General features: G+C 70.0%; 25 protein-coding genes and 3 tRNA genes. 20 read left to right on the top strand and 8 right to left on the bottom strand.

The features are described 5' to 3' along the window. Positions 1-51 precede the first annotated feature (51 nt). From EV141_RS01155 to EV141_RS01130, 6 genes are all read left to right on the top strand, one after another. The gene (locus EV141_RS01155) at positions 52-861 is read left to right on the top strand and encodes an ATP-binding cassette domain-containing protein (protein WP_130484141.1); all 810 of its coding nucleotides are present in this window, start codon (positions 52-54) and stop codon (positions 859-861) included. A 9-nt stretch (positions 862-870) separates the two neighbouring features. Continuing rightward, the gene (locus EV141_RS01150) at positions 871-1,911 is read left to right on the top strand and encodes an NAD(P)-dependent oxidoreductase (protein WP_241968927.1); all 1,041 of its coding nucleotides are present in this window, start codon (positions 871-873) and stop codon (positions 1,909-1,911) included. Positions 1,912-1,975: 64 nt separating this feature from the next. Next, positions 1,976-2,051, top strand: a tRNA-Asn gene (locus EV141_RS01145). Between the two features lie 58 nt (positions 2,052-2,109). Beyond that, entirely contained in the window at positions 2,110-2,997 is an 888-nt protein-coding gene (locus EV141_RS01140; protein ID WP_130484140.1) for a sensor histidine kinase, read from the top strand. After that, entirely contained in the window at positions 2,994-3,746 is a 753-nt protein-coding gene (locus tag EV141_RS01135; protein ID WP_130484139.1) for an AzlC family ABC transporter permease, read from the top strand. Before EV141_RS01140 ends, EV141_RS01135 begins: the two co-directional genes overlap by 4 nt. Beyond that, positions 3,743-4,057, top strand: a complete 315-nt coding sequence (locus EV141_RS01130; protein WP_130484138.1) for an AzlD domain-containing protein — start codon at positions 3,743-3,745, stop codon at positions 4,055-4,057. The genes EV141_RS01135 and EV141_RS01130 overlap by 4 nt, the downstream gene beginning before the upstream one ends. Positions 4,058-4,062: 5 nt before the next feature. Here the strand turns inward: EV141_RS01130 and def are convergent, their stop codons facing one another. Continuing rightward, positions 4,063-4,629, bottom strand: coding sequence for a peptide deformylase (def, locus tag EV141_RS01125; protein ID WP_130484137.1), 567 nt, complete (start codon positions 4,627-4,629; stop codon positions 4,063-4,065). 53 nt (positions 4,630-4,682) lie between these two features. Here def and EV141_RS01120 point away from each other — a divergent pair, with 53 nt between their 5' ends. From EV141_RS01120 to EV141_RS01080, 9 genes are all read left to right on the top strand, one after another. Beyond that, on the top strand, positions 4,683-5,600 hold the full coding sequence (locus EV141_RS01120; protein ID WP_130484136.1) for a DMT family transporter: 918 nt from the start codon (positions 4,683-4,685) through the stop codon (positions 5,598-5,600). An 81-nt stretch (positions 5,601-5,681) separates the two neighbouring features. Then, positions 5,682-6,941 carry a glycosyltransferase gene (locus tag EV141_RS01115; protein ID WP_241968926.1) on the top strand — a complete coding sequence of 420 codons (1,260 nt, stop codon included), beginning with the start codon at positions 5,682-5,684 and terminating at the stop codon, positions 6,939-6,941. A gap of 26 nt (positions 6,942-6,967) precedes the next feature. Beyond that, positions 6,968-7,044: transfer RNA gene (locus EV141_RS01110), tRNA-Ile, on the top strand. A gap of 42 nt (positions 7,045-7,086) precedes the next feature. After that, positions 7,087-7,854: a hypothetical protein gene (locus tag EV141_RS01105; RefSeq protein ID WP_130484135.1), complete on the top strand. Its 768-nt coding sequence runs from the start codon at positions 7,087-7,089 to the stop codon at positions 7,852-7,854. A 53-nt stretch (positions 7,855-7,907) separates the two neighbouring features. Then, a complete protein-coding gene (locus EV141_RS01100) occupies positions 7,908-8,732 on the top strand; it encodes a DUF1684 domain-containing protein (protein ID WP_130484134.1) in 825 nt (274 codons plus the stop codon). A gap of 85 nt (positions 8,733-8,817) precedes the next feature. Continuing rightward, positions 8,818-10,188, top strand: a complete 1,371-nt coding sequence (locus EV141_RS01095) for a GAF domain-containing protein (protein ID WP_130484133.1) — start codon at positions 8,818-8,820, stop codon at positions 10,186-10,188. A gap of 125 nt (positions 10,189-10,313) precedes the next feature. Beyond that, a complete protein-coding gene (gene exaC / locus EV141_RS01090; protein ID WP_130484132.1) occupies positions 10,314-11,837 on the top strand; it encodes an acetaldehyde dehydrogenase ExaC in 1,524 nt (507 codons plus the stop codon). Positions 11,838-11,924: 87 nt separating this feature from the next. Then, entirely contained in the window at positions 11,925-12,332 is a 408-nt protein-coding gene (locus EV141_RS01085; RefSeq protein ID WP_096421749.1) for a DUF779 domain-containing protein, read from the top strand. Positions 12,333-12,517: 185 nt separating this feature from the next. Further along, positions 12,518-13,021 (top strand): DUF3145 domain-containing protein, encoded by a 504-nt coding sequence (locus EV141_RS01080; protein ID WP_241968925.1) that lies wholly within the window; start codon positions 12,518-12,520, stop codon positions 13,019-13,021. A 151-nt stretch (positions 13,022-13,172) separates the two neighbouring features. On the opposite strand, the gene fabF is transcribed toward EV141_RS01080, so the two are convergent. From fabF to aceE, 6 genes are all read right to left on the bottom strand, one after another. After that, entirely contained in the window at positions 13,173-14,411 is a 1,239-nt protein-coding gene (fabF, locus tag EV141_RS01075) for a beta-ketoacyl-ACP synthase II (protein ID WP_130484131.1), read from the bottom strand. 113 nt (positions 14,412-14,524) lie between these two features. After that, complete coding sequence (locus EV141_RS01070) at positions 14,525-14,773, bottom strand: acyl carrier protein (protein WP_130484130.1); 249 nt, start codon at positions 14,771-14,773, stop codon at positions 14,525-14,527. A 105-nt stretch (positions 14,774-14,878) separates the two neighbouring features. Then, positions 14,879-15,883 carry a beta-ketoacyl-ACP synthase III gene (locus tag EV141_RS01065; RefSeq protein WP_130484129.1) on the bottom strand — a complete coding sequence of 335 codons (1,005 nt, stop codon included), beginning with the start codon at positions 15,881-15,883 and terminating at the stop codon, positions 14,879-14,881. After that, complete coding sequence (locus EV141_RS01060) at positions 15,880-16,794, bottom strand: ACP S-malonyltransferase (protein WP_130484128.1); 915 nt, start codon at positions 16,792-16,794, stop codon at positions 15,880-15,882. The genes EV141_RS01065 and EV141_RS01060 overlap by 4 nt, the downstream gene beginning before the upstream one ends. Positions 16,795-16,878: 84 nt before the next feature. Beyond that, on the bottom strand, positions 16,879-18,054 hold the full coding sequence (locus EV141_RS01055; protein WP_130484821.1) for a PucR family transcriptional regulator: 1,176 nt from the start codon (positions 18,052-18,054) through the stop codon (positions 16,879-16,881). Positions 18,055-18,127: 73 nt separating this feature from the next. Beyond that, on the bottom strand, positions 18,128-20,854 hold the full coding sequence (gene aceE, locus EV141_RS01050) for a pyruvate dehydrogenase (acetyl-transferring), homodimeric type (RefSeq protein ID WP_130484127.1): 2,727 nt from the start codon (positions 20,852-20,854) through the stop codon (positions 18,128-18,130). A 121-nt stretch (positions 20,855-20,975) separates the two neighbouring features. On the opposite strand from aceE, the gene EV141_RS01045 reads away from it, so the two are divergent. From EV141_RS01045 to EV141_RS01035, 3 genes are all read left to right on the top strand, one after another. Continuing rightward, positions 20,976-21,452 carry a peroxiredoxin gene (locus EV141_RS01045; RefSeq protein WP_241968924.1) on the top strand — a complete coding sequence of 159 codons (477 nt, stop codon included), beginning with the start codon at positions 20,976-20,978 and terminating at the stop codon, positions 21,450-21,452. Between the two features lie 50 nt (positions 21,453-21,502). Further along, a tRNA-Val gene (locus tag EV141_RS01040) sits at positions 21,503-21,579 on the top strand. Positions 21,580-21,636: 57 nt separating this feature from the next. After that, on the top strand, positions 21,637-22,554 hold the full coding sequence (locus EV141_RS01035) for a zinc-ribbon domain-containing protein (protein ID WP_130484126.1): 918 nt from the start codon (positions 21,637-21,639) through the stop codon (positions 22,552-22,554). On the opposite strand, the gene EV141_RS01030 is transcribed toward EV141_RS01035, so the two are convergent. Then, the gene (locus EV141_RS01030; protein WP_130484125.1) at positions 22,551-22,928 is read right to left on the bottom strand and encodes a hypothetical protein; all 378 of its coding nucleotides are present in this window, start codon (positions 22,926-22,928) and stop codon (positions 22,551-22,553) included. The two genes, EV141_RS01035 and EV141_RS01030, sit on opposite strands and share 4 nt — an antisense overlap. Positions 22,929-23,027: 99 nt before the next feature. Between EV141_RS01030 and EV141_RS01025 the strand changes: the two genes are divergently transcribed. Together EV141_RS01025 and EV141_RS01020 are read left to right on the top strand one after the other, a co-directional pair. After that, positions 23,028-24,005, top strand: coding sequence for a DMT family transporter (locus EV141_RS01025; RefSeq protein WP_241968923.1), 978 nt, complete (start codon positions 23,028-23,030; stop codon positions 24,003-24,005). After that, entirely contained in the window at positions 23,968-26,634 is a 2,667-nt protein-coding gene (locus EV141_RS01020; protein ID WP_130484123.1) for a purine-cytosine permease family protein, read from the top strand. Before EV141_RS01025 ends, EV141_RS01020 begins: the two co-directional genes overlap by 38 nt. The last annotated feature ends 13 nt before the right edge of the window (positions 26,635-26,647 follow it).

The following is a 26,647-nucleotide window of genomic DNA, read 5'->3' as shown; positions in this document are numbered from 1 at the left end:
AGTAGACTGACCGTGGCGCTGCCACCACCCGGCGCCGACACGGAGGACACGATGGCTAGGCCCGCGGTATTCGCGAACGACCTGTCGCTGCGCTTCGCGGGGGTCGACGGAGGGCCGTCGGTCGACGCTGTGCGCGGGGTCGACGTGCGCATCGCTCCGGGCGAGACGCTCGCGATCATCGGCGAGGCAGGCAGTGGCAAGAGCACCCTGGCGCGGGCAATCGCGGGCCTCACCGACCGCACCATCGAGCGCGGCCCCAAGATTGTCGGCGGCAGCCTTGACGTGCTCGGCATCGATGTGCGACAGCTGCGGCGGCGCGACGACACCGAATTGGGCCTGCGCGTCGGCTACGTTCCGCAAGACGCGGGCACGGCCCTCGACCCCCACCTGACGGCGGGCGAGAACGTTGCCTACCCGCTGTTTCAGCGCACACCCAAGCTCGACCGCGTGCTCGCCGGGGGCATCGTGGCCGAAGCGATCGACGCGATGCACTTGACCCTCGCGACCATCCCGAAGTACCCGCACGAGCTCAGCCGCGGTCAGCGGCAGCGCGTGGCAATTGCCCGAGCCCTCGTGCTCGACCCCGAGTTGCTCGTGACGGACGAAGCCACCAGCGGCGTCGACGCAACCGTGCGAGAGACGATCCTTGACCACCTTGCCGAGGTGCAGCGCAGTCGTGGCTTCGCCGCCCTCGTGGTGTCGAGCGAATTGGGCGAGGTGCGCCGGCTTACCGACACGCTCGCCGTGATGCATGCGGGTCGCTTCGTCGGCTACGGCCCCATCGACGACGTCCTGTCGAGGGGCACCCACCGCTACGTGCGCCGCCTCGCCGAACTGTCGGGCGTCGCTGCTGCCCTTTAGCCTGAGGGCATGACCGCCGACGCTCCTCGCCACGACGTTCGCCCGAGCGGCCGGATTCGTGAGCGCGCTCAGCATCGCGACCCGCTGTCCGGCCACACCGCGATGCCGCCGCGCACGGTCGAGCCGGGGCCGATCGCGATTCTGCCGACGTCCCACGACGGCTTCGCCGAGGCGGTGGAGCGCGCGGGGGGCACGGTGCAGCCGCTCGGCAGCGACACCCGCGGCATCATCTGGTTGAGCGCGGCACGATCCGACGAGCTGGCCGCCGCCCTCGACGCTCACCCGCAGATCGCGTGGGTGCAGCTGCCGTGGGCGGGCGTCGACGGCTTCGCCGAGCTGCTTCCCCGCTATGCCGACGGTTCCGGTCCAGTGTTCACGAGTGCCAAGGGCGCGTACTCCGAACCGGTGGCCGAGCACGCGGTGGCGCTCGCGCACGCCCTGCTGCGCGAATTCGCCCCGAAGGCCCGCGCGGCCCGCTGGGCCGATGCCCGCACCGGGCGCTCCCTGTACGGCCTGCGGGTGACGATCGTCGGGGCGGGCGGCATCGCCCGCGAGATCCTTCGCTTGCTGGCGCCGTGGCGAACCGAGACGACCGTCGTTCGCCGCACCGCGCATCCGCTCGAGGGGGCCGATCGCACCGTGACGGTCGACGAGCTCGACGGCGTGCTGCCCGACACCGACGTGCTGATTCTCGCCGCGGCCTCGACGACGAGCACGCGACACCTCATCGACGCGCGGCGCCTCGCCCTGCTGCCCGACGAGGCCGTGCTGGTCAACATCGCGCGCGGAGCGCTCGTTGACACCGACGCTCTCGTCGACGCGCTCGCCTCCGGGTCGCTGCTGGGTGCCGGGCTCGACGTCACCGACCCCGAGCCGCTGCCCGGGGGGCACCCCTTGTTTGCCGAGCACCGATGCCTCATCACCTCGCACTCCGCCGACACGGCCGAGATGACGGCGCCGTTGCTGGCGGGGCGCATCACCGAGAACGTGCGGGGCTTCCTGGGCGGTACGGGTTTCGTCGGAATCGTCGACCCGGCCGAGGGCTACTGACGCCGCGTCCGCGGTCAAACGCGCCGACGATTTCTGATACCGTGGTGTCCGCTGTTCGCAGCGATCCTCGATAGCTCAATTGGCAGAGCAGCCGGCTGTTAACCGGCAGGTTCTTGGTTCGAGTCCAAGTCGGGGAGCCACACTCCTCACCCCCTCGTCGCCCTCGCGCGAGGCGCGTCGCCCGCGAAGGAGCCCGCCGTGACCGACAGCGCGATGCTGACTGTCAGCGTGCTTGTCGCGGCGGCGGTCGGGATGCTCGCCACGGCATCGATCGCGATCGTCGCCGCCCAGCGGGCGCGCTCCGCCCGCGCGGACGCGCGCGGGCTCTCCGATCGTGCTCGCGAGCTCGAGATCGCGCTCGGTGAGCAGACCGCGCGCTTGCGCATGATCCGCGAGCTGCACGATGTCGCCGCGCACCGGATGTCGGGCGTGATTCAGGTGGCGGAGGGGGCGAAGGCGGCGGCGACGCGCGATCCGGGGCTCGCCGAGCGGGCATCCGAACAGATTGCCGACAGCGCCCGCCACACGCTCGCCGAACTGCGCCGCGTCGTCACGGCAACGGCCGAGGCCGAGCAGCTGGGCGATGCGCGGCCGGCACTGGACGCCCTCGACGGTCTCTTCGCGGCGCTGCGCGAGCGCGGGCTCATCGTCACCGTTTCCGAGCTGGGGGAGCGGTTTCCGGTCAGCGAGGGTGCGGGGCTTGCCCTCTACCGGGTGCTGGAAGAGGCGCTGGCGAACTCGCTGCAGTACGGCGGGGAGGGCACCGAGGTGCGTGTCGGCCTGACGTGGAGTGAGCAGGGTCTGCACCTGCGGGTCGACGACGATGGCCTGCGAGCGCAAGCACGCCGGGCGGGGCGCAGCGACGACGAGCTGGTCGCCCAGGGCTACTCGATTGCCGACGACGCCGCGGCGCTGACGACACCCGTGACGGGCGAGGGACTGCGCGAGATGCGCGCCCGCGCTGAGCTGTTCGGCGGCGTCGTCACGGCGACGACGGTTCCCGGTGTCGGGTTTTCCCTGTCGGTCGTGTTCCCGGCGTTGCGCTTCCACAACGCGGTGCACGGCGTGCGCGTCGGCCGCTCGTGACGGCCGCCTCGACTCCACCGCCGGCGCCCGAGCCCGACGTCACCCTCGAGCGCCGTGAGGCGTGGCGCGCGGCCTGGGGCGTGGGCATTGCCGTGTCGGCGTATGGGGTGTCGTTCGGCGCGCTCGCGGTCGCCTCGGGGTTGAGCGTCTGGCAGGCCTGCGTACTGAGCCTCGTCATGTTTTCGGGCGGCTCCCAGTTCGCGCTGATCGGCGTCATTGCCTCGGGCGGCGCCAGCGCCGGGCCCGCCGCCATTGCGGGCGCGACACTGCTGGGTCTGCGCAACGGGCTCTATGCCGTGCGCGTGTCGCCGATCGTCGGGCCAGGAGTGCTCAAGCGACTCGTTGCCGGCCACCTGACGATCGACGAGTCGACCGCCGTCTCAACCGCGCAACGCCACCCTGAGGCGCAGCGTGTCGGCTTCTGGGCGACGGGCGTGATCATCTACATCGGCTGGAACGTGATGACCCTCGTCGGCGCGCTCGTCGGCGACCTGCTCGGCGACGTGCGGGCCTACGGCCTCGACGCCGCGGCGGCGGCCGCCTTCCTCGGGCTCGTCTGGCCGCGGTTGCGCGCGCTCGAGCCGGTCGCCGTCGCCGTGGGTGCGGCGATCGTCGCCGTCGTGACGATCCCGCTGCTGCCACCGGGCATTCCCGTGCTGGCGGCGGCACTGGTCGGCGTGGCGGGCGGCCTCCTCGGAGTGTGGCGCCGCCGCCGCGATACCGAGTCGATCACGGGGGAGCAGCCGTGAGTGTCTGGACGATTATCCTCGCCGCCTCGATTGCGGTGCTCGCCATCAAACTCGTCGGCTACCTGGTGCCGCCGCGCGTGCTCGAGAAGCGCGGTGCGGCCGAGACCGCCGAGCTCGTGACCGTGGCGCTGCTCGCCGCGCTCGTCGTCGTGCAGACGGCGAGTGTGGGGCAGGCGCTCAGCGTGGACGCGCGCCTCCCCGCCATCGTCGTTGCCGCCGTTTTGCTTGCGGCACGTGCCCCGTTCATCCTCGTCATCGTCGCGGCCGCCATCACCGCGGCGGTGCTGCGCGGCCTCGGCTGGGCGGCGTAGCGGCGCTAGTCCTCGAGGTTGTCGATGCCGGGAATCCAGCTGTGGCCCGGGCCGCCCCACGACTGGCGCTTGATGGCCTTCTGCGCGGCCTTACCGTGCGGGTGCGCAAGCCGATCGACGTAGAGCACACCGTTCAGGTGGTCGAACTCGTGCTGGAAGATTCGGGCGAGCCAGCCCTCGGCCGCGATCTCGAACGGCGCGCCGCTCAGGTCGACGGCGCGCAGCAGCGCCCGCTCAGAGCGCAGCAGGGGGAAGCGCTCCCCGGGCACCGACAGGCACCCCTCCGAGTTGTCCCACTCGTCGGCGTCGCCAATGGGCAGGGGGCTCACCCAGAGCTCGGGGTTGATCGCGACGCCGCTGTGTCGGGCGTCATTCTCGTCGGTCCAATCCCAGACGAACAGCCGCGCATCGACACCGACCTGAGGCCCCGCGAGCCCGACGCCTGGCGCTTCCGCCATCGTCTCGCGCATGTCGTCGACGAGCCGGGCGAGTGACTCGTCGAACTCGGTCACGGGGGCGGCGGGCTGGTGAAGAACGGGTTCGCCGACGATGCGGATGGGGAGAATGGCCACGCCCTTCAGGATATCGAGGCGGCGAGCGTCGACCCGCTCGATAGAGTGGCGCGGTGCCGCCCGACGTGACCGACCTGGCCGACGAGCTGTTTCGCAGCCCGCTCGTCGCGATCGGCATCCCGCTGGCTCTCGTGGGCGCCATTTTCCTCTCGCTCGGCGCGCAGTTTCAGCACCGCGGAGTGACGAAGGTCGAGACGCGTCTCGGCGACGGCTCGCGGGCCGGTCTCAGCCTGCGTCAGGTGATGCACCTGTTTGGCCGCCCGTCGTGGGTCATCGGCACCGTCATGCTGGGTCTTGCCGTGCTGTTCCAACTGTCGAGCCTCGGCTTCGCCCCCCTCATCGTGGTGCAGCCGATCGGCGTGGTGGCTCTCGTCGTCACCGCCATTCTGAACGCCCGGGTGTCGCGTATTCGGCTTGATCGTCGCGCCATCCGCGCGATCGTGCTCTGCGTTGGCGGCGTGGGCGCCTTCGTGGTCGTCGCCGCGATCTTCGCCGTCGAGCGGCGTATTGACGATCGTGCGCTGATCATCGTGCTTGGGATGCTCGGGGTTCTGACTGTCATCGTCGCGGCGGTTTTCCTCGTGGTGCGTCGCCGTTCCGGAGCGTTGTTCGCGATCATCGCGGCCGGCTCGCTGTTCGGCTTCGTGGCGACGCTCGCGAAGGTCGTCATCAATCGGGTGCTGGGCGGCCAATTCGACGCGCTGACGATCGTCGCCATCGTGGCGCTGCTCACGGCCGCGGCGCTCGGCGGGTACCTCGTGCAGACGGCCTATCAACTCGGTTCCCCCGATCTCGTCATCGCCGGCCTCACGGTGGTCGATCCGCTGGTTGCCGTGCTTGTCGGCGCGTTCGTGTTGGGGGAGGCGGCGCTGATGCCCCTGCCGGCCGCGCTGATCGGTGTGGCCGCCGGGGCCGTGGCGGTCATCGGGGTCGTGAAACTGGCGAAGCACCACCCGCAAACCCATCGCTGAAGGCGCCGCTCGGCTAGGGTTATCGCGGGCCGACGGTGTCGTGCCCCGTGACCCCCGCCCCCAACGAGCCCCGAGGTTTCTGTGCCAGACGACCCGCAGCTAGGCGGTTCGGCCGACCGCCCCCTGCGCATCGTGATCGGATGCGACACGTTCGGCCCCGACGTCAATGGCGCCGCGAAGTTTGCCGAACGGCTCGCGGCCGGCATGGTCGAGCGCGGGCACGAGGTTCACGTGGTTGCCCCCGGGGCCGAGAACGGGCCGAACGTCGTCCGCACCGAGGTGCACGAGGGGCAGGCGATGACGGTGCACCGGCTGCGGTCGTGGCGCTGGCGGCCGCACCCGTGGCTGCGGTACGCGCTGCCGTGGCGCATCGAGCAGAACGCCGCTCACGTGCTCGACACCGTGAAGCCCGACGTCGTGCACTTTCAGTCGCACATCGTGGTCGGTCGCGGCCTTGCGCGTCAGGCCGTCGCGCGCGGCATCCGACTGATCGGCACGAACCACTTCATGCCCGACAACGCGATGCAGTTCACCCCGTTCATCGGGCCCCTGCGCGAGCCCGTCATTCGGGCGCTGTGGCGTGCGGCTGGTCGCACCTTTGGGCTCGCGGCCGAGGTCACGACCCCCACCCTCAAGGCCGCGCAGTACCTCGAGCGGTACACCGAGCTCGACAAGGTGCACGCCATCAGTTGCGGCTTGCACGTCGATCACTACACAGCCGATCTCACCCCGCGCGCTGAGAACGTCGTGCTCTTCCTCGGCCGGGTCGAGGCCGAGAAGCACATCGACGAGCTGCTGCGCGCTGTCGCCCTGCTCGACCCGGCCCTTACGACCCGCGTCGTCATCATCGGCGACGGCGAGCAGCGGGGCGCGCTCGAGAAGCTCGCCCGCGACCTCGGGCTCGCCGACCGCGTCCTGTTTGCCGGATACACGACTGACGAATACCTGCGCGAGCAGTTGACCAGGGCATCCGTTTTCGCCATGCCGTCGCGGGCCGAGCTGCAGTCGATCGCGACGATGGAGGCGATGGCCTCGGGCCTTCCTGTCGTCGGCGCGAACGCGATGGCCCTGCCGCACCTCATTCACGACGGCGAGAACGGCTTCCTGTACGAGCCCGGAGACATTCAGGGCTTCGCCGACCGCCTGACACAGGTGCTCACGATGCCCCACGACGAGCGCGTGGCGCTGCAGCGCGACAGCCTGCGCATCGTCGGCGGTCACGACATTCGCCGCACGCTCGACACCTTCGAGGCGCTGTACCGCGGCCGGCCCGTGTCTGACCCCGTCGTCGACACAGGGGTCATCGGCGTCGTCGAGCGCGACGTCGACCCTGCGGGGTAGCATCGGCGAGGCGCCCCGAGCGCCACGGGGCGGTAGCTCAGCTGGTTAGAGCAGTGGACTCATAATCCATCGGTCACGGGTTCAAGTCCCGTCCGCCCTACCACCGTCCGTACCCGCACCGTCTGCCCGCGTCGAGGAGGCATCCGTGACTCTGCCCCCACCGCCCGCCGCCCGGCCGCTTGCGATGTCGGCGCTCGTGCTGGCGGCTCAACTGCTGGGGTTCGTCGGCATCATCGCCCTTGTTGCCGCTGACGGGGGCCTTCTGAGCGTTGTCGTCGCCTTCGAGCGGCCGCTCGCGGCCGACGGCTCGTTCGGGTTTGTTGCGGGCGCCGGGGTGCCTTTCAGCCCCGAGGTGGCCATGCTCGTCCCGTTGGGCGTTGCCGTCACCGCACTCGCCGCGCTGCGGGCGCGCCGCGGCGCCCTGACAGCGTCCGCCGCGTCGACGCTGCACTGGGTCAGCGTGTCCCAGTCGCTCGGCATCACGATCGTCATCGTGGCGGCGCTCAACGGCGTGGACGAGGCGGCGACGGTCGTCGCGCTGTACGCGCTCGCCGCCGGGTCCGGGATGCTCGGGTGGCTCTCCGATCGCACGCCGCGTCACGACGGCTCGCGCCGGCACCTGTGGCCGTACGCCTTCCTCACCGTGCTCGCGATCGTGCCGTGGGGTGTCGTCGCGCTCGTGCAGGTGACGGGCCTCATCGCGGGGGTGCCCGCGACCGCCGGAGTGCGCACCGCGACCCTCGTGATTCTCGCCGCCACGGCGGCGTGGGCCGCTGCCGAGTGGGCGATCGCGCGGCCGGCGGGCGCTGCGCGTGACGCGCGGGGTGCGGCGCGCCTGCGTATCGCGTCCTCGACGGCGCTCGCGAGCATCCCCTCAGGGGCCGTCGTCGTGCTCGGGTTGCTCGGCGGCTGAGCCGTCCCGCGCGTCGATTGGCGCGCATCCGCCATCGCTTGCAGGATGGTCGCATGACCGACACCGCCCCCGCCCCGACCCCCGCCGAGCGCTACGCCACGTTCCGCGAGCGCCGCGAGCTCGCCGCGCGTCAGCCGCAGGGCCCGCTCGCGCTCGTCAACACGCAGTGGGTGGGCGACGAGCAGACGATCTGGGGTGTGCCCGGCACCTGGGCTCCGGCCCCCGAGGGTGGGCTCACGGTGACGGCGACCGCCGCCGACGGCATCACGGTCGACGGCGAGCTCGTGGACGGCACGGTGCGGGTGCGCGGCAAGGACGACCCGTCGCCCAGCACCATTCAGTTCGACGAGCACACGACGGGCTTCGTGATCGCGGGGGAGGACGGGCTTTACGCCCTGCGCGTGTGGAATTCCGAGAGCGAGGCGATCGCGCAGTTCGGCGGCATCGACGCGTACGACTACCGCCCTGACTGGGTGATCACGGGCACGTTCCGCGAGATCGAGGGCGGCACGACCGTCGGCTTTGAGCACCTGAAGAGCGAGGGGCACACGCGCGACGAGGTCGTCCCGGGCGAGATTCGTTTCACCTACGACGGCGTCGACTACGACATTGCCGCCTTCAAGTCAGGTCGCGCACTGCAACTGGTGTTCGCCGACGCCACCAACGGCGACGACACGTACTCGGTCGGCCGCTTCCTGTTCATGGCGCCGAACCCCGACGGCACCATCACGCTCGACTTCAACACGGCGATCCTGCCGCCATGCGCCTTCAGCTACCACTTCAACTGCCCGCTTCCGCCGAAGCAGAACCGCTTCCCGTTCCGCATCGAGGCGGGCGAGAAGAACGTGCTGGCCTCCGACGGGTCTCTGCTGCACTGACGCACCGCCCGAGGTGCGTGCCTGACGCCGCTCGGGGTTAGGCTGAGCGCACGCGTTCGACGGTGAGCGCGGGAGGAGGTGCCCGATGGTGCAGCCGAATGCGGCCGCCAGACCACGACACCGCGATGTCCTCGAGACCGCCGCGGCGACGCTGACGCGCGGGATCGACACCGCACGCGCCGCCGGCATTCGGCCTCTCGTGCACGAATCCTGGATGCGCGCGATCGATTCCGCGGTCGACCCCGACTCGCTCCCCGGGGCGATCGATCTCACCGAAAGCGACGTCAGGGAGTATCGCGCTTCTCATCCCCTCGCTCTCGCCCTACCGGTAATCCACCGGTTGTTGATCCGTCACACCTTCGATGCCGGGCTGATCATTGCGATCGGTGATCAAGAGGGACGGCTGCTCTGGATCGATGGCGACCGTGATCTTCGGCGCCGGGCCGAGCAGATGGCCTTCGTTGAGGGCGCCAACTGGTCCGAACGAGTGGCCGGCACCTCCGCGCCCGGTACAGCGCTCGCTGTCGATCGGGGTGTGCAGATTCGCGGTGCCGAGCATTACGCGCGCATCGTGCACCCCTGGAGCTGCACTGCCGTACCCGTTCACGACCCAGCGAGCCGACGCATCATCGGAGTAATCGACATCACGGGCGGCGAGTCGGCGGCAGATCCCACGACGCTCCCACTGCTCGAGGCGACGGTCGCGGCGGTGGAGGCCGAGTTGCATGTTCGCCGACTCGACCAGCTGGCAACGTCGCCGCCAGCCACAACCGGTGACATGACCGCACCGATTCGCGGCGAGGCGGCTGCGGCGCTGACACCGATGACGAGCCTTGGTCTCAGCGCGCACACCGAGGCCCAGGCGCCGGTGTTGCACATCCTGGGGCGTGACCGGGGCTTGCTCGTCACGGCCCGCGGAGAGCTCGAACTGTCGATGCGGCACACCGAGCTCCTCGCTCTGCTGGCCTGGTATCCGGACGGCATCAGCGCGGAACGCCTCGCCGCGCTCACCTACGAACGCGATGACGCCGTCGGAACCCTCCGGGCCGAACTGGTGCGTCTGAAGCGTGTGCTCACTGACGCGAGCTGTGCAGAGTTCGTCCCCGTGGGGCGACCGTATCGTCTGAGCACGCGACTCGACCTCGATGCGCATCGAGTTCTCGCGTTTCTCGATCGCGGGGCGCATCGCGTGGCTCTCGGGCACTATGCGGGTCGCGTCGTTCCCGGGTCGGCTGCACCCGGGGTCATCGCGATTCGCGACGACGTGTCCGCCCTGATTCGGGACGCGATGCTGAGCGACGCCGCGCCCGACGTGCTCGACGACTACGCGCGCGGTGATGAGGCGGCGCTCGACGCTGACGTCTGGCGCACACTCCTGCAGGCGTTGCCGACCGATAGCCCTCGGCGCACAGCGGTGGTGACGCGTCTCGAGCGCATCGAGCGCGATCTGAGCTGAACGCGCATCCGCAAGCGCTCGCAACGCGGCGCAACTCCGTGCAACGGCACGCTGTTTACGGTTGAGCAAGGCCCTCGCTCGGCGAGGGACGTTCCCATTCCGACAGCGTCGTCGCAAGGAGAATCATGACCATCTACGCGGCCCCGGGCACGCCCGACAGCCTCATCACGTTCAAGTCCCGTTACGAGCACTGGATCGGGGGTGAGTGGGTCGCGCCAGCCAAGGGCATGTACTTCGAGGACATCACCCCGGTGACCGGCAAGCCGTTCGCCGAAGTTGCCCGAGGCGCCGCAGAGGACATCGAGGCCGCCCTCGATGCTGCACACAAGGCCGCCCCGGCGTGGGGAAAGGCCAGCACGACCGAGCGAGCCCGGGTGCTCAACGCCATCGCCGATGTCATCGACGATAACCGCGAGATGCTCGCCGTCGCCGAGACCTGGGACAACGGCAAGGCGATTCGAGAGCCCCTGAACGCCGACCTTCCCCTCGCCGCGGATCACTTCCGCTACTTCGCGAGCGCGATTCGATCCCAGGACGGTGACTTCCAGGAGATGGACGGCACCATGACGGCCTACCAGTATCACGAACCCCTCGGAGTTGTCGGCCAGATCATCCCCTGGAACTTCCCCATCCTCATGGCGGTCTGGAAGCTCGCCCCCGCGTTGGCGGCAGGAAACGCAGTGGTGTTGAAGCCAGCCGAGCAGACCCCCGTGTCGATCCTCGTGCTCATGGAACTCATCGGCGACATCCTTCCTCCCGGCGTCGTCAACGTCGTCAACGGGTTTGGCGTCGAGGCCGGAAAGCCGCTCGCCAGCAGCAACCGCATTCGCAAGATCGCCTTCACGGGTGAGACCACCACCGGTCGCCTGATCCTGCAGTACGCGAGTGCCAACATCATTCCGGCGACCCTCGAGCTCGGCGGGAAGAGCCCGAACGTCTTCTTCTCCGACGTCGCTGACCACCACGACTCCTTCTACGACAAGGCGCAAGAGGGCTTCACGCTCTTCGCCTTCAACCAGGGTGAAGTCTGCACGAGCCCGAGCCGCGCGCTCATCGAAAAGCCGATCTACGACTCGTTCCTGGGTGACGCGATCGAACGCACCCGCAAGGCCGTGCAGGGGAACCCGCTCGACACCGACACTCAGGTGGGTGCGCAGGCCTCGAACGACCAGCTCGAGAAGATTCTGAGCTACATCGACATCGGCACTCAGGAGGGCGCGAAGCTGCTGCTCGGCGGGGAACGGGCTGACCTTGGCGGCGACCTGTCGGATGGCTACTACGTTCAACCGACGATCTTCGAGGGACACAACCGTATGCGCCTGTTCCAGGAGGAGATTTTCGGTCCGGTTGTCGCCGTGACCAGCTTCGACGGCTACGACGACGCCATCTCGATCGCTAACGACACCCTGTACGGGCTCGGGGCTGGCGTCTGGTCTCGCAACGGCAACGTTGCCTACCGTGCCGGTCGAGACATCCAGGCCGGTCGCGTCTGGGTCAACAACTACCACGCCTACCCGGCCGGAGCGGCCTTCGGCGGCTACAAGAGCTCGGGGATCGGGCGAGAGAACAACAAGCTTGCCCTGTCGCACTACCAACAGACGAAGAACCTGCTGGTGTCCTACAGCGAAGAACCTCTCGGCTTCTTCTAGGCCGCCATCGTCGGAGTGCCGGCCTCAGCCTGGGGGGCCGGCACTCCGTGCGCTACTTGGCTCCAGGGCGCGGAAGGAGGGACCACCGTGTACGAATCTCAGGTCACCATCGAGGGTGAGCGGCACTCGCGGGTCGCGCTGAGCGATGAGGCGCTCGCCCTCGTTCGCCGGCTCTGGACGATCCACGGCCCACTCATGTTTCACCAGTCAGGGGGATGCTGTGACGGCTCGTCGCCCATGTGTTTCCCCGTGGGAGACTTTCACACCTCCGCGCACGACGTCCTTCTCGGTGCGTGGGACATCGCATCGGACGCAGACGTCAGCATGCCGGTCGAGTTCTGGATGAGCAGCGAGCAGTTCGCGTATTGGTCGCACACCCACCTCACGGTCGACGTGGTTGCCGGCCGGGGGAGCGGGTTCAGTGTCGAGGCACCAGAGGGTGTGCGGTTTCTCATCCGGTCGCGGCTCATGGATGCCGCCGAACCCTTCGCGTAGTGAACCCGGGTCGGCCCGCACAGGCAGGCGCCGAAATGACACTCTTGTCATTTCGGGCCCCAATGCGCCATAATTCGAGGGTTACCCGTTCCGGGCATCCATAATCGAAGACGCCGCTGCGAGTGAGTTCGGTTCTCGAAGGTCGATGGGGAAGTCGCACCTAGAAGAGAAACGGACGGAACATCGTGGCACACACACTCGCTCGCGGAGTGCTCTTCGTGCACTCCGCTCCTCGCGCGCTCTGCCCCCACATTGAGTGGGCCGCTGGGCGCGCCATCGACCGTGCGGTCAACTTCGACTGGGCCGAACAGCCCGTCCTGAAGGGCACGCAGCGTGCCGAGTTCGTTTGGGAGGGCGAGCGCGGCAGCGCCGCGAAGATCGCGAGCGCCCTGCGCGGCTGGGAGCACCTGCGCTTCGAGGTGACGGAGGAGTCCTCGCCCGGCGCCGACGGCGGCCGCTGGATGCACACCCCCGACCTCGGGGTCTTCTTCGCGCAGACCGACACGGCGGGCAACACCGTGATCCCCGAGGATCGCGTTCGCTACGCGCTCGACGTCTCCGGCGGCAACGCCCTCGATCTTCAGCGCGAACTGCGCCTCGCCCTCGGGCAGGCCTGGGACGACGAGCTGGAACCCTTCCGCCACGCGGGCGACGGCAGTCGCGTCGTGTGGCTGCACCGCGCCGGCTGATCCCCCCCCCGATCCCCCCGCCGACGCGCACGTCAACAACTCAGGACAAGGGCCGACGCAGGCACCGGGTGACGTACTCCCCGGGCTCGCGAGACGTCGTTAGTCCTGAGTTGTTGACGTGCCCGCGGCCAGGGGGCGAGCGGGGTGCGGTCTAGTCGTCGTACGAGCGGAACGCGACGACCGAGTTGTGGCCGCCGAAACCGAACGAGTTCGAGATCGCCAGCTGCGGGCCGTCGCCGAGTGCGCGGGGCGAGGTCACCACATCGAGCGGGATGCGCTCGTCCTGGTTGTCGAGGTTGATGGTCGGGGGAGCGGTGCGCTCGTGCAGCGCGAGGATCGTGAAGATCGCCTCGAGTGCGCCGGTGCCGCCCAGCAGGTGACCGGTGGATGCTTTGGTCGCCGATACGGGAATCTCGCCCACGCGGTCGCCAAAGACCCGCTTCAGGGCCTCGAACTCGGCGACGTCGCCCACGGGCGTGGAGGTGGCGTGCGCGTTGATGTGCGTGACGTCGTCGGCCGTTGCGCCGGCCTGCTCGAGGGCGGCAATGACGGCGCGTGCGGCGCCGGAGCCCTCGGGGTCGGGTGCGGTGATGTGGTACGAGTCACTGGTGACCGAACCGCCGGCGAGCTCCGCGTAGATGCGGGCGCCGCGGGCGAGCGCGTGCTCTTTCGTTTCCAGCACGAGGGCGGCAGCACCCTCGCCGAGCACAAAGCCGTCACGGTCGACGTCGTAGGGGCGGGAGGCGGCCGCGGGGTCGTCGTTGCGCTTCGACAGCGCCTGCATCGACGCGAAGGCAGCGATCGGCAGCGGGTGCACGACGGCTTCGGTGCCGCCGGCCACGACAACGTCGGCGAGTCCGAGCTGCAGGTGCTCGTACGCGTTCGCGATCGACTCGGTACCCGAGGCGCACGCCGACACGACCGAGCGGGCGCCGGCGCGCGCACCGAGGTGCATGCTGATGGCGGCGGCCGCTGCGTTCGGCATGAGCATGGGAATGGTCATGGGCAGCACCCGCCGCGGGCCCTTTTCGCGCAGGGTGTCCCACGCGTCCAGCAGAGTCCAGAGGCCGCCGATGCCGGTCGCGTAGTCGACCAGGATGCGCTCGGGCGCGACCTCGGGGCTTCCCGCGTCAGCCCACGCCTCGCGCGCCGCAATCAGGGCGAACTGCGACGACGGGTCGAGGCGCTTCACCTCTTGCCGCTCCAGCACCTCCTCGGGGCGCACGAGCGCCTGGGCTGCGAAGGTGACGGGGATCTCGTACTTCTCGATCCACTCTTCCTCGATCGGGCGCGCGCCTGAGGCGCCGGCGAGCAGGGCCGACCAGCTGTCGCGGGTGGTGCCGCCGATGGGGCTGGTCGCGCCGATTCCGGTGACGACGATGGTGGTCATGTGAGTTCTCCGGTCGAGATCGGGGGAGAGGGGGGCGTCCGCGCGACCGGCCCCGGGGGCCTGCGGTCGCGCGGACGCGTGTGCGGCCTGGCCGCGATGCGTTCGCGCGGGGTTTAGCCCTGAGCGTTCACGATGAAGGTGACGGCGTCACCGACGGTGGTGAGGTTCTTGACCTCTTCGTCGGGGATCTTCACGTCGAACTTCTCTTCGGCGTTCACGACGATCGTCATCATCGAGATCGAGTCGATGTCGAGGTCGTCGGTGAACGACTTGTCGAGGGCGACCGAGTCGGTGGCGATGCCGGTCTCGTCGTTGATCAGCTCGGCCAGGCCGGCGAGGACCTCTTCGGAAGTGAATGCCATGAGTGTTGTCTCCTTGGGGATGGTGTCGGTTGACCGTGCCCCATCCTAGGGCGGGGTGCGGTCGGGGTCAGGGGTACGCGGCCGGGGCGGCGCGCACCGCGATGGTCAGGGCAGGCGCACGACCTGGGCACCGTACACGAGCCCCGCGCCGAAGCCGATCTGCAGGGCGAGGCCGCCGCTGAGCTCGGGGTGCTCGGCGAGCAGTGCGTGGGTTGCGAGCGGAATCGATGCCGCCGAGGTGTTGCCGGTGGTCGCGATGTCGCGGGCGACGACGACGTGTTCGGGCAGCTTCAGCTGCTTCGCGAACTCGTCGATGATGCGCATGTTCGCCTGGTGGGGGATGAACGCGGCCAGGTCTTCGGGGCGCACGCCGGCGGCGTCCAGGGCCTTTTGCGCGACCTTCGCCATCTCCCACACGGCCCAGCGGAACACGGTCTGCCCCTCTTGGCGCAGCGTGGGGAACTCGCCATCGGGGTCCGCGAACGCATCCTTAAGGGGGCGGTCCATGCCAACGGCGTCCCACTTCGAGCCGTCCGATCCCCAGACGGTCGCCGCGATGCCGGGTTCGTCGGCCGGGCCGACGATCGCGGCCCCCGCGCCGTCGCCGAGCAGGAACGAGATCGTGCGGTCGGTGGGCTTCGCGAAGTCGCTGAGCTTCTCGGCGCCGACGACGAGCACGTACTGGGCGAGCCCGGCGCGCACGAGGGCGTCTGCCTGAGCGATGCCGTAGGTGTAGCCGGCGCAGGCGGCCGAGACGTCGTAGGCGGCCGCGGGGTTGGCGCCCACGCGCTCGGCGAGCAGCGCGGCGAGCGACGGCGTCTGCACGGTGTTTGAGATCGTCGACACGATCACCGCGCCCACCTGTGAGGGCTCGATCCCGGCCTTCTCGATGGCCTCCCGCGAGGCGGCCTCGGCGAGGTCGACCGCCTCGACGCCCTCGCCCGCGCGCATGCGGGTGATGACCCCCGTGCGCTGGCGGATCCACTCGTCGCTCGAGTCGATGGGGCCGGCGATGTCGTCGTTGGTCACGGCGTTTTCGCCGCGTGCAGCGCCCAGCGCCAGGATGCGCGTGAATGGCGAGCCGACGGACGGGGTCAGCGCGGCGCTCATGCGGCGTCCAGCAGCTCGATGGCGGCGGCCACGTCGTCGGGGGTCTTCACCGCGACGCTCGGCACGCCCTTGAGCGCCCGCTTGGCGAGGCCGGTGAGGGCGCCGCCGGGCAGCAGCTCGATGATGCCGGTGACGCCGTCCGCGGCGAACGACTCCATGCAGAGATCCCAGCGCACGGGCGAGGAAATCTGCCCGACGAGCAGCTCGAGGTAGTCGCTTCCCGAATCGACGACGGTGCCGTCGCGATTCGTATACAGGCGGATGCTGGGGTCGCGGGGCGCAAGCTCCGTCGCCGCCGCGCGCACCGCATCCACCGCCGACGACATATACGGGGTGTGGAATGCTCCGGCGACCTGCAGCGGGATGACGCGCGCGCCGGCGATCGGGTCGGTGGCGAAGGCGTCGAGGTTGTTGCGCTCACCGGCGACGACGACCTGGCCGCCGCCGTTGACGTTCGCGGCCACCAGCCCCAGCTGCTCGAGTCGTTCGGCGAGCGCGTCGGCGTCGCCGCCAATGACGGCGCTCATCCCGGTCGGGATCTCGGCCGCGGCCTGGGCCATGGCCTCGCCGCGCACGCCCACGAGGCGCAGCGCCTCCTCGTCGGTGAGTACCCCGGCGATGGCGGCGGCGGCAAACTCGCCAACGGAGTGGCCGGCAACAGCGCCGATGCGGTCGCGGCGTCCCGTCACGATCGCGCCGGCGCTCAGCAGGCTCGCCGCGACGATGAGCGGCTGGGCGATGCGCGTGTCACGAATCGTGTCGGCATCACTCGTGGTGCCGTGGGCGACGAGGTCGAGGCCGATCTGCTCGCCGAGGGCGGCGAGGTGCGAGCGGTGATGCTCGTCTTCGAGCCACGGGGCGAGAAACCCCGGGGTCTGCGAGCCCTGTCCGGGCGCGACGACGATGATCATGGGTTCCATCCTCCCAATCGGTGGAGTGCAGCAGGTGGTGGCGTTCTCCAGCAGGAACACGCGAACGTTGGCGCGTGTCGACAATTATCGGCGAGCGTTCGCCCCCGGGTCGGCGATCGCCCCGACGATGAGGGCGGTCTGCAGAATCGTCGCCTCGCGTGAGCCGGTCGCGTCCCAGCCGATCACCTCGCTGATGCGCTTCAGGCGGTAGCGCACCGTGTTGGGGTGCACGAAGAGTTCGCGGGCGGTGGCTTCAAGGCTGCGGCCGTTGTCGAGGTAGGCCCACAGCGTCGCCAAGAGTTCGGTGTTGTGCTGCTTGAGCGGCTGATAGATGCGGCTGATCAGGGTGGCTCGGGCGATCGGGTCGCCCGCGAGCGCGCGCTCGGGTAGCAGATCGTCGGCGAGCGCGGGGCGGGGGGCGTTGCGCCAGGCGCGGGCGACGGCGAAGCCCGCGAGTGCCGCCTTAGCGCTCTTGCCGGCGTCGACGACGTCGGGCACCTCGGGCCCGAGCACGAGGTGGCCCGGCCCGAAAGAGGGCTCGAGCGCCTCAGCGATCTGCGGGAAGCTGAAGCTGCGCTCGCCGGCCTGCTCTTCCCCGCGCGGAAGCGCCCGGCCGATGACGACGACGAGGCGATTGCCCTGCACGCCGATCAGTACGTCGGCGTCAACGTGGCGCGCGGCGCGACGCAGCTGGTCGACGTCGACGATGCGCGGCGCTGTGCCGACGAGCACGCACACCTCGCCGTGCCCGTTCCAGCCGAGCGCCGCGATGCGGCTCGGCAGCTCGTTGTCGTACTCGCCCGACAGGATCGAGTCGACGACGAGCGCCTCGAGCCGCGCATCCCACAGGCCGCGGGCCTCGGCCGCACGGGCGTAGACGTCCGCGGCCGCGAACGCGATTTCGCGGCTGTACAGCAGGATCGCTTCGCGCAGCGTGGCGGGGCCGTTGGTCAGACGCTCTTCGACGACCTCAACGACGACGCGAATCAGCTGCAGCGTTTGCTGCAGGCTGACCGAGCGCAGCAGTTCGCGGGGGGCGGCGTCGAACACGTCGGCCGCAATCCACGCCTGCGACCGTGGGTCGTCGTACCAGCTGATGAACGAGGTGATGCCCGCCTGCGCGACGAGGCCGACGGCGCTGCGTCGGCTCGGCGGCATGTCGCCGTACCAGGGCAGAGTGTCGTCGAGTCGCTTCAGCGTCTCGGTCGCGAGTTCGCCCGAAATGTTGCGCAACCAGGCGAGCGTCTGCGCCTTCGTCATCGCCGCCATGCGAACTCCTTCAGAAACAGGATGCGGCGCCCCGCCCTCGCGGACGGGGCACCGGGGGAGCGTTCTATGCGTCGCCGCCGGCAGAGCCGGTGGTGCCGGCCGTCACGTCGTGCAGGCGATACTGCTCGATCGCGCGCGCCGGCGCATCCGCCGCGATAACGCCCTGGCGGGCGAGACGCTGCAACGTGCGCACCACGATCGACGGACCGTCGATCGTAAAGAAGCGGCGAGCCGCGGCGCGGGTGTCGCTGAACCCGAATCCGTCGGCGCCCAGCGTCGCGTAGTCGCCGGGAACGAACGGCCGGATCTGGTCGGGCACCGCGTGCATGAAGTCGCTGACCGCCACGAACGGGCCCTCCGCTGACTGCAGCTTCTGCGTGACGTACGGCACCCGCTGTTCGGCTGACGGGTTGAGGAAGTTGTGCTCCTCGACCGCCAGACCCTCGCGGCGCAGCTCGGTCCACGACGTGACGCTCCAGACGTCGGCGCTCACGCCCCAGTCGTCGGCGAGCAGTTGTTGCGCCTCCAACGCCCACGGCACGCTGACACCTGAGGCGAGCAGCTGGGCCTTCGGCCCCGTGGTCTCGCCGCGCTTCAGCAGGTAGATGCCCTTCAGTAGGCCGTCGACGTCGAGGTCGTCGGGTTCGGCCGGCTGCGCGATGGGCTCGTTGTACACCGTCAGGTAGTACATGACGTTCGGGTCGGCGTGGCTGCCGCCGTACATGCGCTCGAGGCCGGCGCGCACGATATGCCCGATCTCGTAGCCGTACGCCGGGTCGTAGCTCACGACGGCCGGGTTCGTCGACGCCAGCAACGGCGAGTGACCGTCCGCGTGCTGCAGGCCCTCACCGGTCAGCGTCGTGCGGCCCGCGGTCGCACCAATGATGAAGCCGCGAGCCATCTGGTCGGCGGCCGCCCACATGGCGTCGCCCGTGCGCTGGAAGCCGAACATCGAGTAGAAGACGTAGACGGGGATCAGCGGCTGCTGGTGCGTCGCGTACGACGTGCCGATCGCCGTGAACGCCGCGAACGCGCCGGCCTCGTTGATGCCGGTGTGGATGATCTGACCCTGCGGGCTCTCCTTGTAGGCGAGCAACAGTTCGCGGTCGACCGAGGTGTAGTGCTGACCCTTCGGGTTGTAGATCTTGGACGTCGGGAAGTAGGCGTCCATGCCGAAGGTGCGTGCCTCATCCGGAATGATCGGAACAATCCGGTCGCCGAAGTTCTTGTCGCGCAGCAGGTCTTTCAGCAGGCGCGCGAACGCCATCGTCGTGGCGACGCCCTGCTTGCCGGAGCCCTTCTTGACGACGCCATAGGCGCTCTCTTCCGGAATCTGCACGTCGACGTACTTCGAGCGGCGTTCGGGCAGGTAGCCGCCGAGCGCGCGGCGGCGCTCGTGCATGTACTGGATCGCCGGGTTGTCATTGCCCGGGTGGTAGTACGGCGGGCGGTACGGGTCTTCCTCGAGCTGAGCGTCGGTGACGGGGATGCGCATCTCGTCGCGGAACTGCTTGAGGTTGTCGAGCGTGAGCTTCTTCATCTGGTGGGTCGCGTTGCGGCCCTCGAAGCTCGGGCCGAGGCCGTAGCCCTTGACCGTCTTCGCGAGGATGACGGTCGGCTGGCCCTTGTGCTCGACGGCCGCCTTGTACGCGGCGAACACCTTGCGGTAGTCGTGACCACCGCGCTTCAGGCGCCAGATCTCGTCGTCGCTCATGTCGGCAACCATCGCGGCCGTGCGCGGGTCGCGACCGAAGAAGTTCTCGCGAATGAACGCGCCCGACTCGGCCTTATAGGTCTGGTAGTCGCCATCGGGGGTGGCGTTCATCAGGTCGCGCAGAGCGCTGTCGTCGTCCTTATCGAGCAGGGCGTCCCACTCGCGGCCCCAGATGACCTTGATGACGTTCCAGCCGGCGCCGCGGAAGAAGCTCTCGAGCTCCTGGATGATCTTGCCGTTACCGCGCACCGGGCCATCGAGACGCTGCAGGTTGCAGTTGATCACGAAGGTGAGATTGTCGAGGCCGTCGTTCGCCGCCAGCTGGAGGGCGCCGCGGCTTTCGGGCTCGTCCATCTCGCCGTCGCCAAGGAACGCCCACACGTGGCTGTCGCCCGCGTCCTTCAGGCCGCGGTTGGTGAGGTACTTGTTCGCCTGCGCCTGGTAGATCGCGTTGATCGGGCCGAGGCCCATCGACACGGTCGGGAACTGCCAGTACGCCGGCATGAGGCGCGGGTGCGGGTAGCTCGAGAGGCCGCCGGCCGCGTGCGACTTCTCTTGACGGAAACCGTCGAGGTGCTCGGGGCCGAGGCGGCCCTCGAGGAACGAGCGGGCGTACATGCCGGGGGAGGCGTGACCCTGGTAGAAGATCTGGTCGCCACCCTGGGGGTGGTCGGCCGCTTTGAAGAAGTGGTTGTGCCCGACCTCGTAAAGCGCGGCGCTCGACGCGTAGGTCGAGATGTGGCCGCCGACCGAAATCTCGGGGCGCTGGGCGCGGTGCACCGTGATGGCCGCGTTCCAGCGGATCCAGCGGCGGTACTCGCGCTCGAGTTCTTCGTCGCCCGGGAACTCGGGCTCGTTCTTTGACGAGATGGTGTTCAAGTAGTCGGTGGTCGGCACCATCGGAACCCCGAGGTGCAGCTCCTTCGACCGCTTGAGCAGGCTCAGCATGATCTCGCGCCCGCGCTGCGGGCCGCGCTCAGCAACGAGTGCGGAAAGCGACTCGCTCCATTCGGCGGTTTCCTCCGGATCGGCGTCCATCGTCTCGACCGAATACGGATCCTGGTCGTTGACCGTCACCCTTGACCTCTTCCTGGTGGTAGACAAAAGAGTGCGTCGCTGGCTGTCGGGCGTTCACCGGGTTCTCGGCGCGCAAGCCATCAACCCGTCGAGTCTAGTCACGTGGCGGAGGGAGACCAGTGTGAGCGACACCGCGCCGACGCTGCCCGCCGTGGGCAGCATCCCGCCCGATTTTTCGCTGCGCGACCACTTCGGGGCGGATGCCGTACTCAGCGAATTCGCGGATCGCTCGCCCGTCGCGCTCGTCTTCTTCCCCCTGGCGTTCACGAATGTGTGCGCCGGCGAGCTCTGCGAGCTGCGCGACAGGCTCGGGCTATTCGAGGCCGCAGGCGTTGAGGTGTTCGGCATCTCGGTTGACCCGGTCGCCACGCTTCGAGCCTTTGCCGACGCCGAGAGCATCCCGTTCCGCCTGCTGAGCGACTTCTGGCCGCACGGCGAGGTCGCGACGCGCTACGGCGCCTTCGACCCCGCGCGCGGAACAGCCCTCCGCGCCACCGTGCTTGTCAACAACTCAGGACGAGTGGCGTCGACGTTCTGGTCGCCGCGCGGAGAGCCCCGAGATCTGGCGACCTACGAAAAGGCCCTTGCGACACTCTGACTCGTTCGTCCTGAGTTGTTGACAGCCGAGTGGGTAGGCTTGGGGGCGCCGGGCTCTTAGCTCAGTTGGTTAGAGCGCCACGTTTACACCGTGGATGTCGGGGGTTCGAATCCCTCAGGGCCCACCAGTTTCCGTGGCCGACGTGACGGCACATCGTGTCGGGGGTCGTGGGTAGCCTCGCTGCGTGCCGCGCAGTCTCGACGAGTGGTGGGCCAGGCGCCAGTGGGCGACCGGGCTCGACATCCCGTACCCCATCGGGCGGTTTCGCGACGCCTGGGCGCCGTATGGGCGACTCGTCGCCCAGTTTCGCCCCGAGAAGAACGCTGAGCTTCTGCTGTCGCAGATTCCCCCCGCGGCCGACGTCTACGTGCTGTGGGTGTGCGCCATCGGCCACGAATTCGTGGCGACGCCCGCCGAGCAACGCGCTCGGCCCGGCGCCACGCGCGCCCGCGGCGACTGGTGTCCGGTGTGCGCGACCCCGTCGCAGGCACCTCCCGTGCCGTCGAAGTTTCCGAGCCCTGCGCCTGTGCCCGGCGTCGATCGCCGTGCGCAGGCGCTCGCCCCTCGGGCTCGGCGGCCGCGCCCCGATCCGGTGGCGCCCGCGCGTCGTGCCGAGCCTGCGCCCGAGCACCGCGGCCGCGCATTCCACTCCGCGGCCGCGTCCACGGCCACCTCGGCGACCCAGGAGCGGCTTCGAGCGCTGATCGGCGAACGCCTGTCCGTCGAGCTGAGCCTCAACGCCCTCACCATCGGCCAGCCGTTCCACGGCCGTCGCGAGGTGTGGCCCGACGTGCTGATCGCCGAGTTTGCGCTCGCGATCGAGTACGACTCGGTGGGTCGTGCGGGCGACGAGCACGTGGGCAGGCGCGAGCACTCCGACCGCCGCAAAGACGCGCTGCTCCGGGCCGCTGGCTGGGAGGTCATCCGCCTGCGACAAAAACCGCTGCGCGCGCTCGGCCCGCACGACCTCGTCGTGGCCGGGGTCTCCGCGTCCGCCGTCGATCGCCTCATTGACCGCATCGCCGAGGTCAGGGGCGCGCTGTTCGTCGATGCCTATCGGCGCTCCGCCGAGGGCGCGCCCGACGCCGACCGCGGCGGCTAAGGCTCGATGAAGAGTGCGACCCCGAGTGCGAGGAAGACGACCACGAAGATGGCCGGGGTCACGAAGCGCACGATCTGCACGCCCTGACCCATCGCGATGATGCGGCGCGCGACCGGCCCCGGAGTGTCCAGCGCGCGCAGGGCCTCCACCACTCCGGCGCCCTCCGTTGCGGCGGCGAACTGGGCGGCGGCTCCGAGAATCCCCGAGGCGAGCAGGATGCCCGTTGCGGCAATGCGCACCGCCAGCGACGTCTCAGCGAGCCCGTCGACGAGCATCCACACGGTGAAGGCCAGCAGCAGGGTCGGCGCGATCTGCGACACGATGATGTGCCACCGAGCACTCGTCCACTGGCGAATCAGTTCGGTCTCGCTCATGCGGTCTCCCCGACGTTGGGCGGCGCGACACGGCCGCGGTGCTGCCAGTCTGGCATGTCCCATCCCGCGACTTACGATGGCGACAGGCCCGTCGCCGGCGTGGTCGAATCCGTCACGTTCGGAGTCATCGTGATCCTTGCCGTGTGGGCCGTCGTCGTCGCCTCCGTGCTGTGGGGCACGACCGGTACGGCCGCGACCTTCCTGTCGCGCGAGGTGAGTCCTCTCGCGACGGGGTCGGCGACGATGGCGATCGGCGGCGTGCTGCTTTTCGCCGTGGCGGCCCGCCCCGCCGGGCGGGCGATCGCCGACCGTGCGGCGCGACCGTGGCTACTCGTCGGCGCCATCGGCGTTGTCGTGTACCCGCTCGCCTTCTACAGCTCGATGTCGCTCGCCGGCGTCGCGATTGGCAACGTGGTCTCGCTCGGCTCCGGCCCGCTGTTCGCCGCCCTCCTCGAGTGGCGCGTCACGAAAAAGCCGCTGACACGGCAATGGATGCTCGCCGCAGCAATCGCGATCACCGGCGTCATCATGCTCGCCCTGGGCGGCCACGGCGGTGACTCTCCGGTTGACGCAGCGGGGGTGCCGTGGGGTGTGGCCCTCGGATTGCTCGCCGGTGCCTCGTACGCGCTGTATACCTTCACCTCCGGGGAGGTCATGGCGCGCGGCCACTCGAGCCGCGCGACCATGGGCGCGGTGTTCGGGCTCGGCGCCATCCCACTCGCCGTCGTACTGATGGTGACGGGCGCACCCCTGCTGGCGAGCCCGTCGAACCTCGCGATCATCGGGTACTTGGCGGTCGGCCCGATGTTCGTGGCGTACGTGCTTTTCGGCATCGGGCTTCGTCAGCTGCGCAGCTCTGTGGTGACCGTGATCACGCTGCTCGAGCCGCTGGTCGCGACGCTGCTCGCCATCGTCATCGTGGGGGAGCGACTCGACCCTCTGGGATGGGCCGGACTGGCCGTCATTCTCGTCGGCATTGCGGCGCTCTCCCCGGCCCGTCGCCCGCGTCCGGGGCAATCGCGCCCCTATCATCGGGGCCATGGTCGACAGCCCCGCGATGCCGTCGGACGACGCTGAGTCGTCCGAACGACCCGGGCCCCGCCGCTCGACCTACACGCCTCCGCCGCCGGGCCGGCAGTACACGGGTGGCCGATCGGCCGCGTCGACGCCATCGCCTCCCTCGGCGTCGCCCGCGTCTCCTGACTCTGCTCCCACCGGGCCGTCGAGTGTTGTTCCGGCAGCCTTCCCCTCCGACGAGGGCGCCCCGGCTGGCGCATTCGCGGGGGCAAGCCGCGCGTGGGTGCCCCTGAACCGGCAGCCCAGCCCCGACGCTCCCGCCCCTTCGCCCCCGCGGCCGCCGGAAGATCTGCTGCTGCGCCCGCCGAGCGTGAGCACCCCGACAGAGGCTGTGCGGCCCGAGACAACCCCCGCCGCGAGCCCATTGGCAGGCCTGTCGTCGGAGCACCCCGTGCCGCAGGCCGCGCCGGGGCTTCCGATTCCCCCGCCACCGGAGCGAGCATCCTTGCCCGATGACGACCTCGTCGCCGTGCTCGACCCCGATCGAGCGCCGGGCAACGCGGGCGCGCTGATCGACCTGTTTCAGGAACAGCTCGAGCTGCGGGCACGCGAAGAGCGGATGCTTGACGCGTGGGAAGAGGAGGTCCGTCGCCAGGTCGGCGACTCGGCCGACGCGATTGTCGCCTCCGTGCGTTCCGCCTACACGGGCGTCATTGACATCATTCCGGGGCCTCTTGCGCCGGGGGCGAGCATCTCCGCCCCCGCCCCGACGCCCGCGCCCATCGCGAGCGCAGGCTCGGCGGCGAGCCCTGAGTCGCCGCCCGCTCCCGAGCAGTCGGTGACGATCGATCCGGCAACCCTCACCTCGTCCGATGTTTCGAGCCTCCTTGCCGGCGCGCCGCCGCCCGATTCGTCGCAGCGCACGGTCGCGACGCCACCCGCATCGTTCGATGATGCCGCCCCCGTGCCGCCGCCGCTGGTCGAGCCGTCTCCGCCGAGCGGTATGACCGGACCGATTCGCGTCGACGCGTGGGACGGCCTGCTTGCGCCGTCGAGCGACGACACCGACGACGACGCGGCCGACGACGACGAGAACGCATCGCCCGTCGTGTCGCCCGCCGCCCCGTCGCCGGCTGCATCGTCATCCGCGCCGGCCCACCCTGGCCTCTCGCCCGAGTCGAATTCCGACGCGCCCGCTGCGGTCACGCCCGCACCTGCCCGCGAGACCTCGAGCCCCGCACGCGGCCCTCGCGCGTTCGCGCTCGAGCAGAGTGCTCTTGAACCGACGCCCGAGGCCCTGCGCGCCGGCCGGGCGGTTCGGCTCTTCTGGCTGTGGTTCGCGGTGAACGCTTCGGCGCTCACGCTCGCGGTGGGCGCCCTGCTCATCGCCGACGGAGCGAGCCTTCGCCAAGCGGTGCTCGCGGGCCTCGCCGGCGTCGCGCTGTCTGCGCTGCTGCTGGGTGTCGTCACGCGCACGGGCCGCTGGAGCGGTCAGCCCACGATCGTTGTCGGCCGCGCGACCTTCGGCACGGTCGGCAATGCGCTTCCCGCCGCCCTCGCCGTCGCGGTGCGAGTGCTCTGGGCGGCCGCGCTGCTGTACCTGCTGGGCGTGGGTGTCGCCGAGGTGCTTGTCACGGCAGGGCTCGCCGGGGGAGCCTCGGCGCCCGTTGTCGCGGCCATTGCGGCGGCGGTCGCATTCGTTGTGGCGAGCGGATGCGCGACGCTCGGATTCGCGGCCGTCGCGCGGCTGGGAGCGATCGCCGCCCCGCTCGCGGGCATTCTCGCCGTCGGTGTCGTCGTGCTCACGGCGCCCACCGTCTCGCTCGGCGGCGCACTCGGCATCGCTGATGGGCCGTGGGCACTGCTCATGCAGGGCACGGTGCTGGTCGTGAGTGTCGTCGGGCTCGCCTGGGTATCGACGGGCGGCGACCTCGTGCGCTATCAGGCGCGCAGCGCATCCGGTTCTGCCGCAGCCCTCTGGACGGCGGTCGGCATCGCCCTGCCCGCGCTGGGTCTGATCGCCTGGGGCGCACTTCTCGCCGCGTCGTCGAGCGAGATCGGTGAGTCGCTGGTCGAGAATCCCGTCGCCGCCCTGGCCGCACTGCTGCCCGGCTGGTACGCGGTGCCGCTCGCGCTCGCGATCGCGGTGAGCCTGGTCGTCGGGGCCACGCTCAGCCTCTACTCCGGCGGCTTCGCCGCGCTCACCCTCGGCCCTCCCGCCCCGCGCTGGGCGGGCGTCGTCATCGCCGCAGCCCTGTCGGCGGCTGCCCTCACCGCCCTGCTCGCCACGAGCGCCGCCGGGACGGGCGCGCTGCGCGATCTCCTCGTCGTGCTCGCTGTCCCCGTCGCTGCGTGGGCCGGCATCGTGGGCACGGAAACCCTGCTGCGTCGCCGCCGCGTGCTGGCCTCGTCGCTGTTGACCCGCTCCGGCGTCTACCCGAGCGCGCGGTGGGGCGTTCTTGCGGGGCTCGTCACCGCGAGCGTCGTCGGATGGGGCGCCGTGACCGGCGAGAGCGCCGCCGCGACGTGGACCGGCTACCTCCTTCCCCTGGTCACGGCGAGCGATAGCCCCTGGCGTGACGCGGATGCGGGCGTCATCATCGCCCTGCTTCTCGGTGTCCTGACCGCCGTGTCAGTGCTGCCCGCCCTGAGGCGCCTCGAGGCCGCCGAGGAGCGCGCTGCCGCGTGAGCGACCGCATCCC

The sequence above is a fragment of the Microcella putealis genome (assembly GCF_004216575.1).
GTDB lineage: Bacteria > Actinomycetota > Actinomycetes > Actinomycetales > Microbacteriaceae > Microcella > Microcella putealis.
Note: the sequence above shows the minus strand (reverse complement) of the source record. Positions and strands in the feature narration are given on the sequence as shown.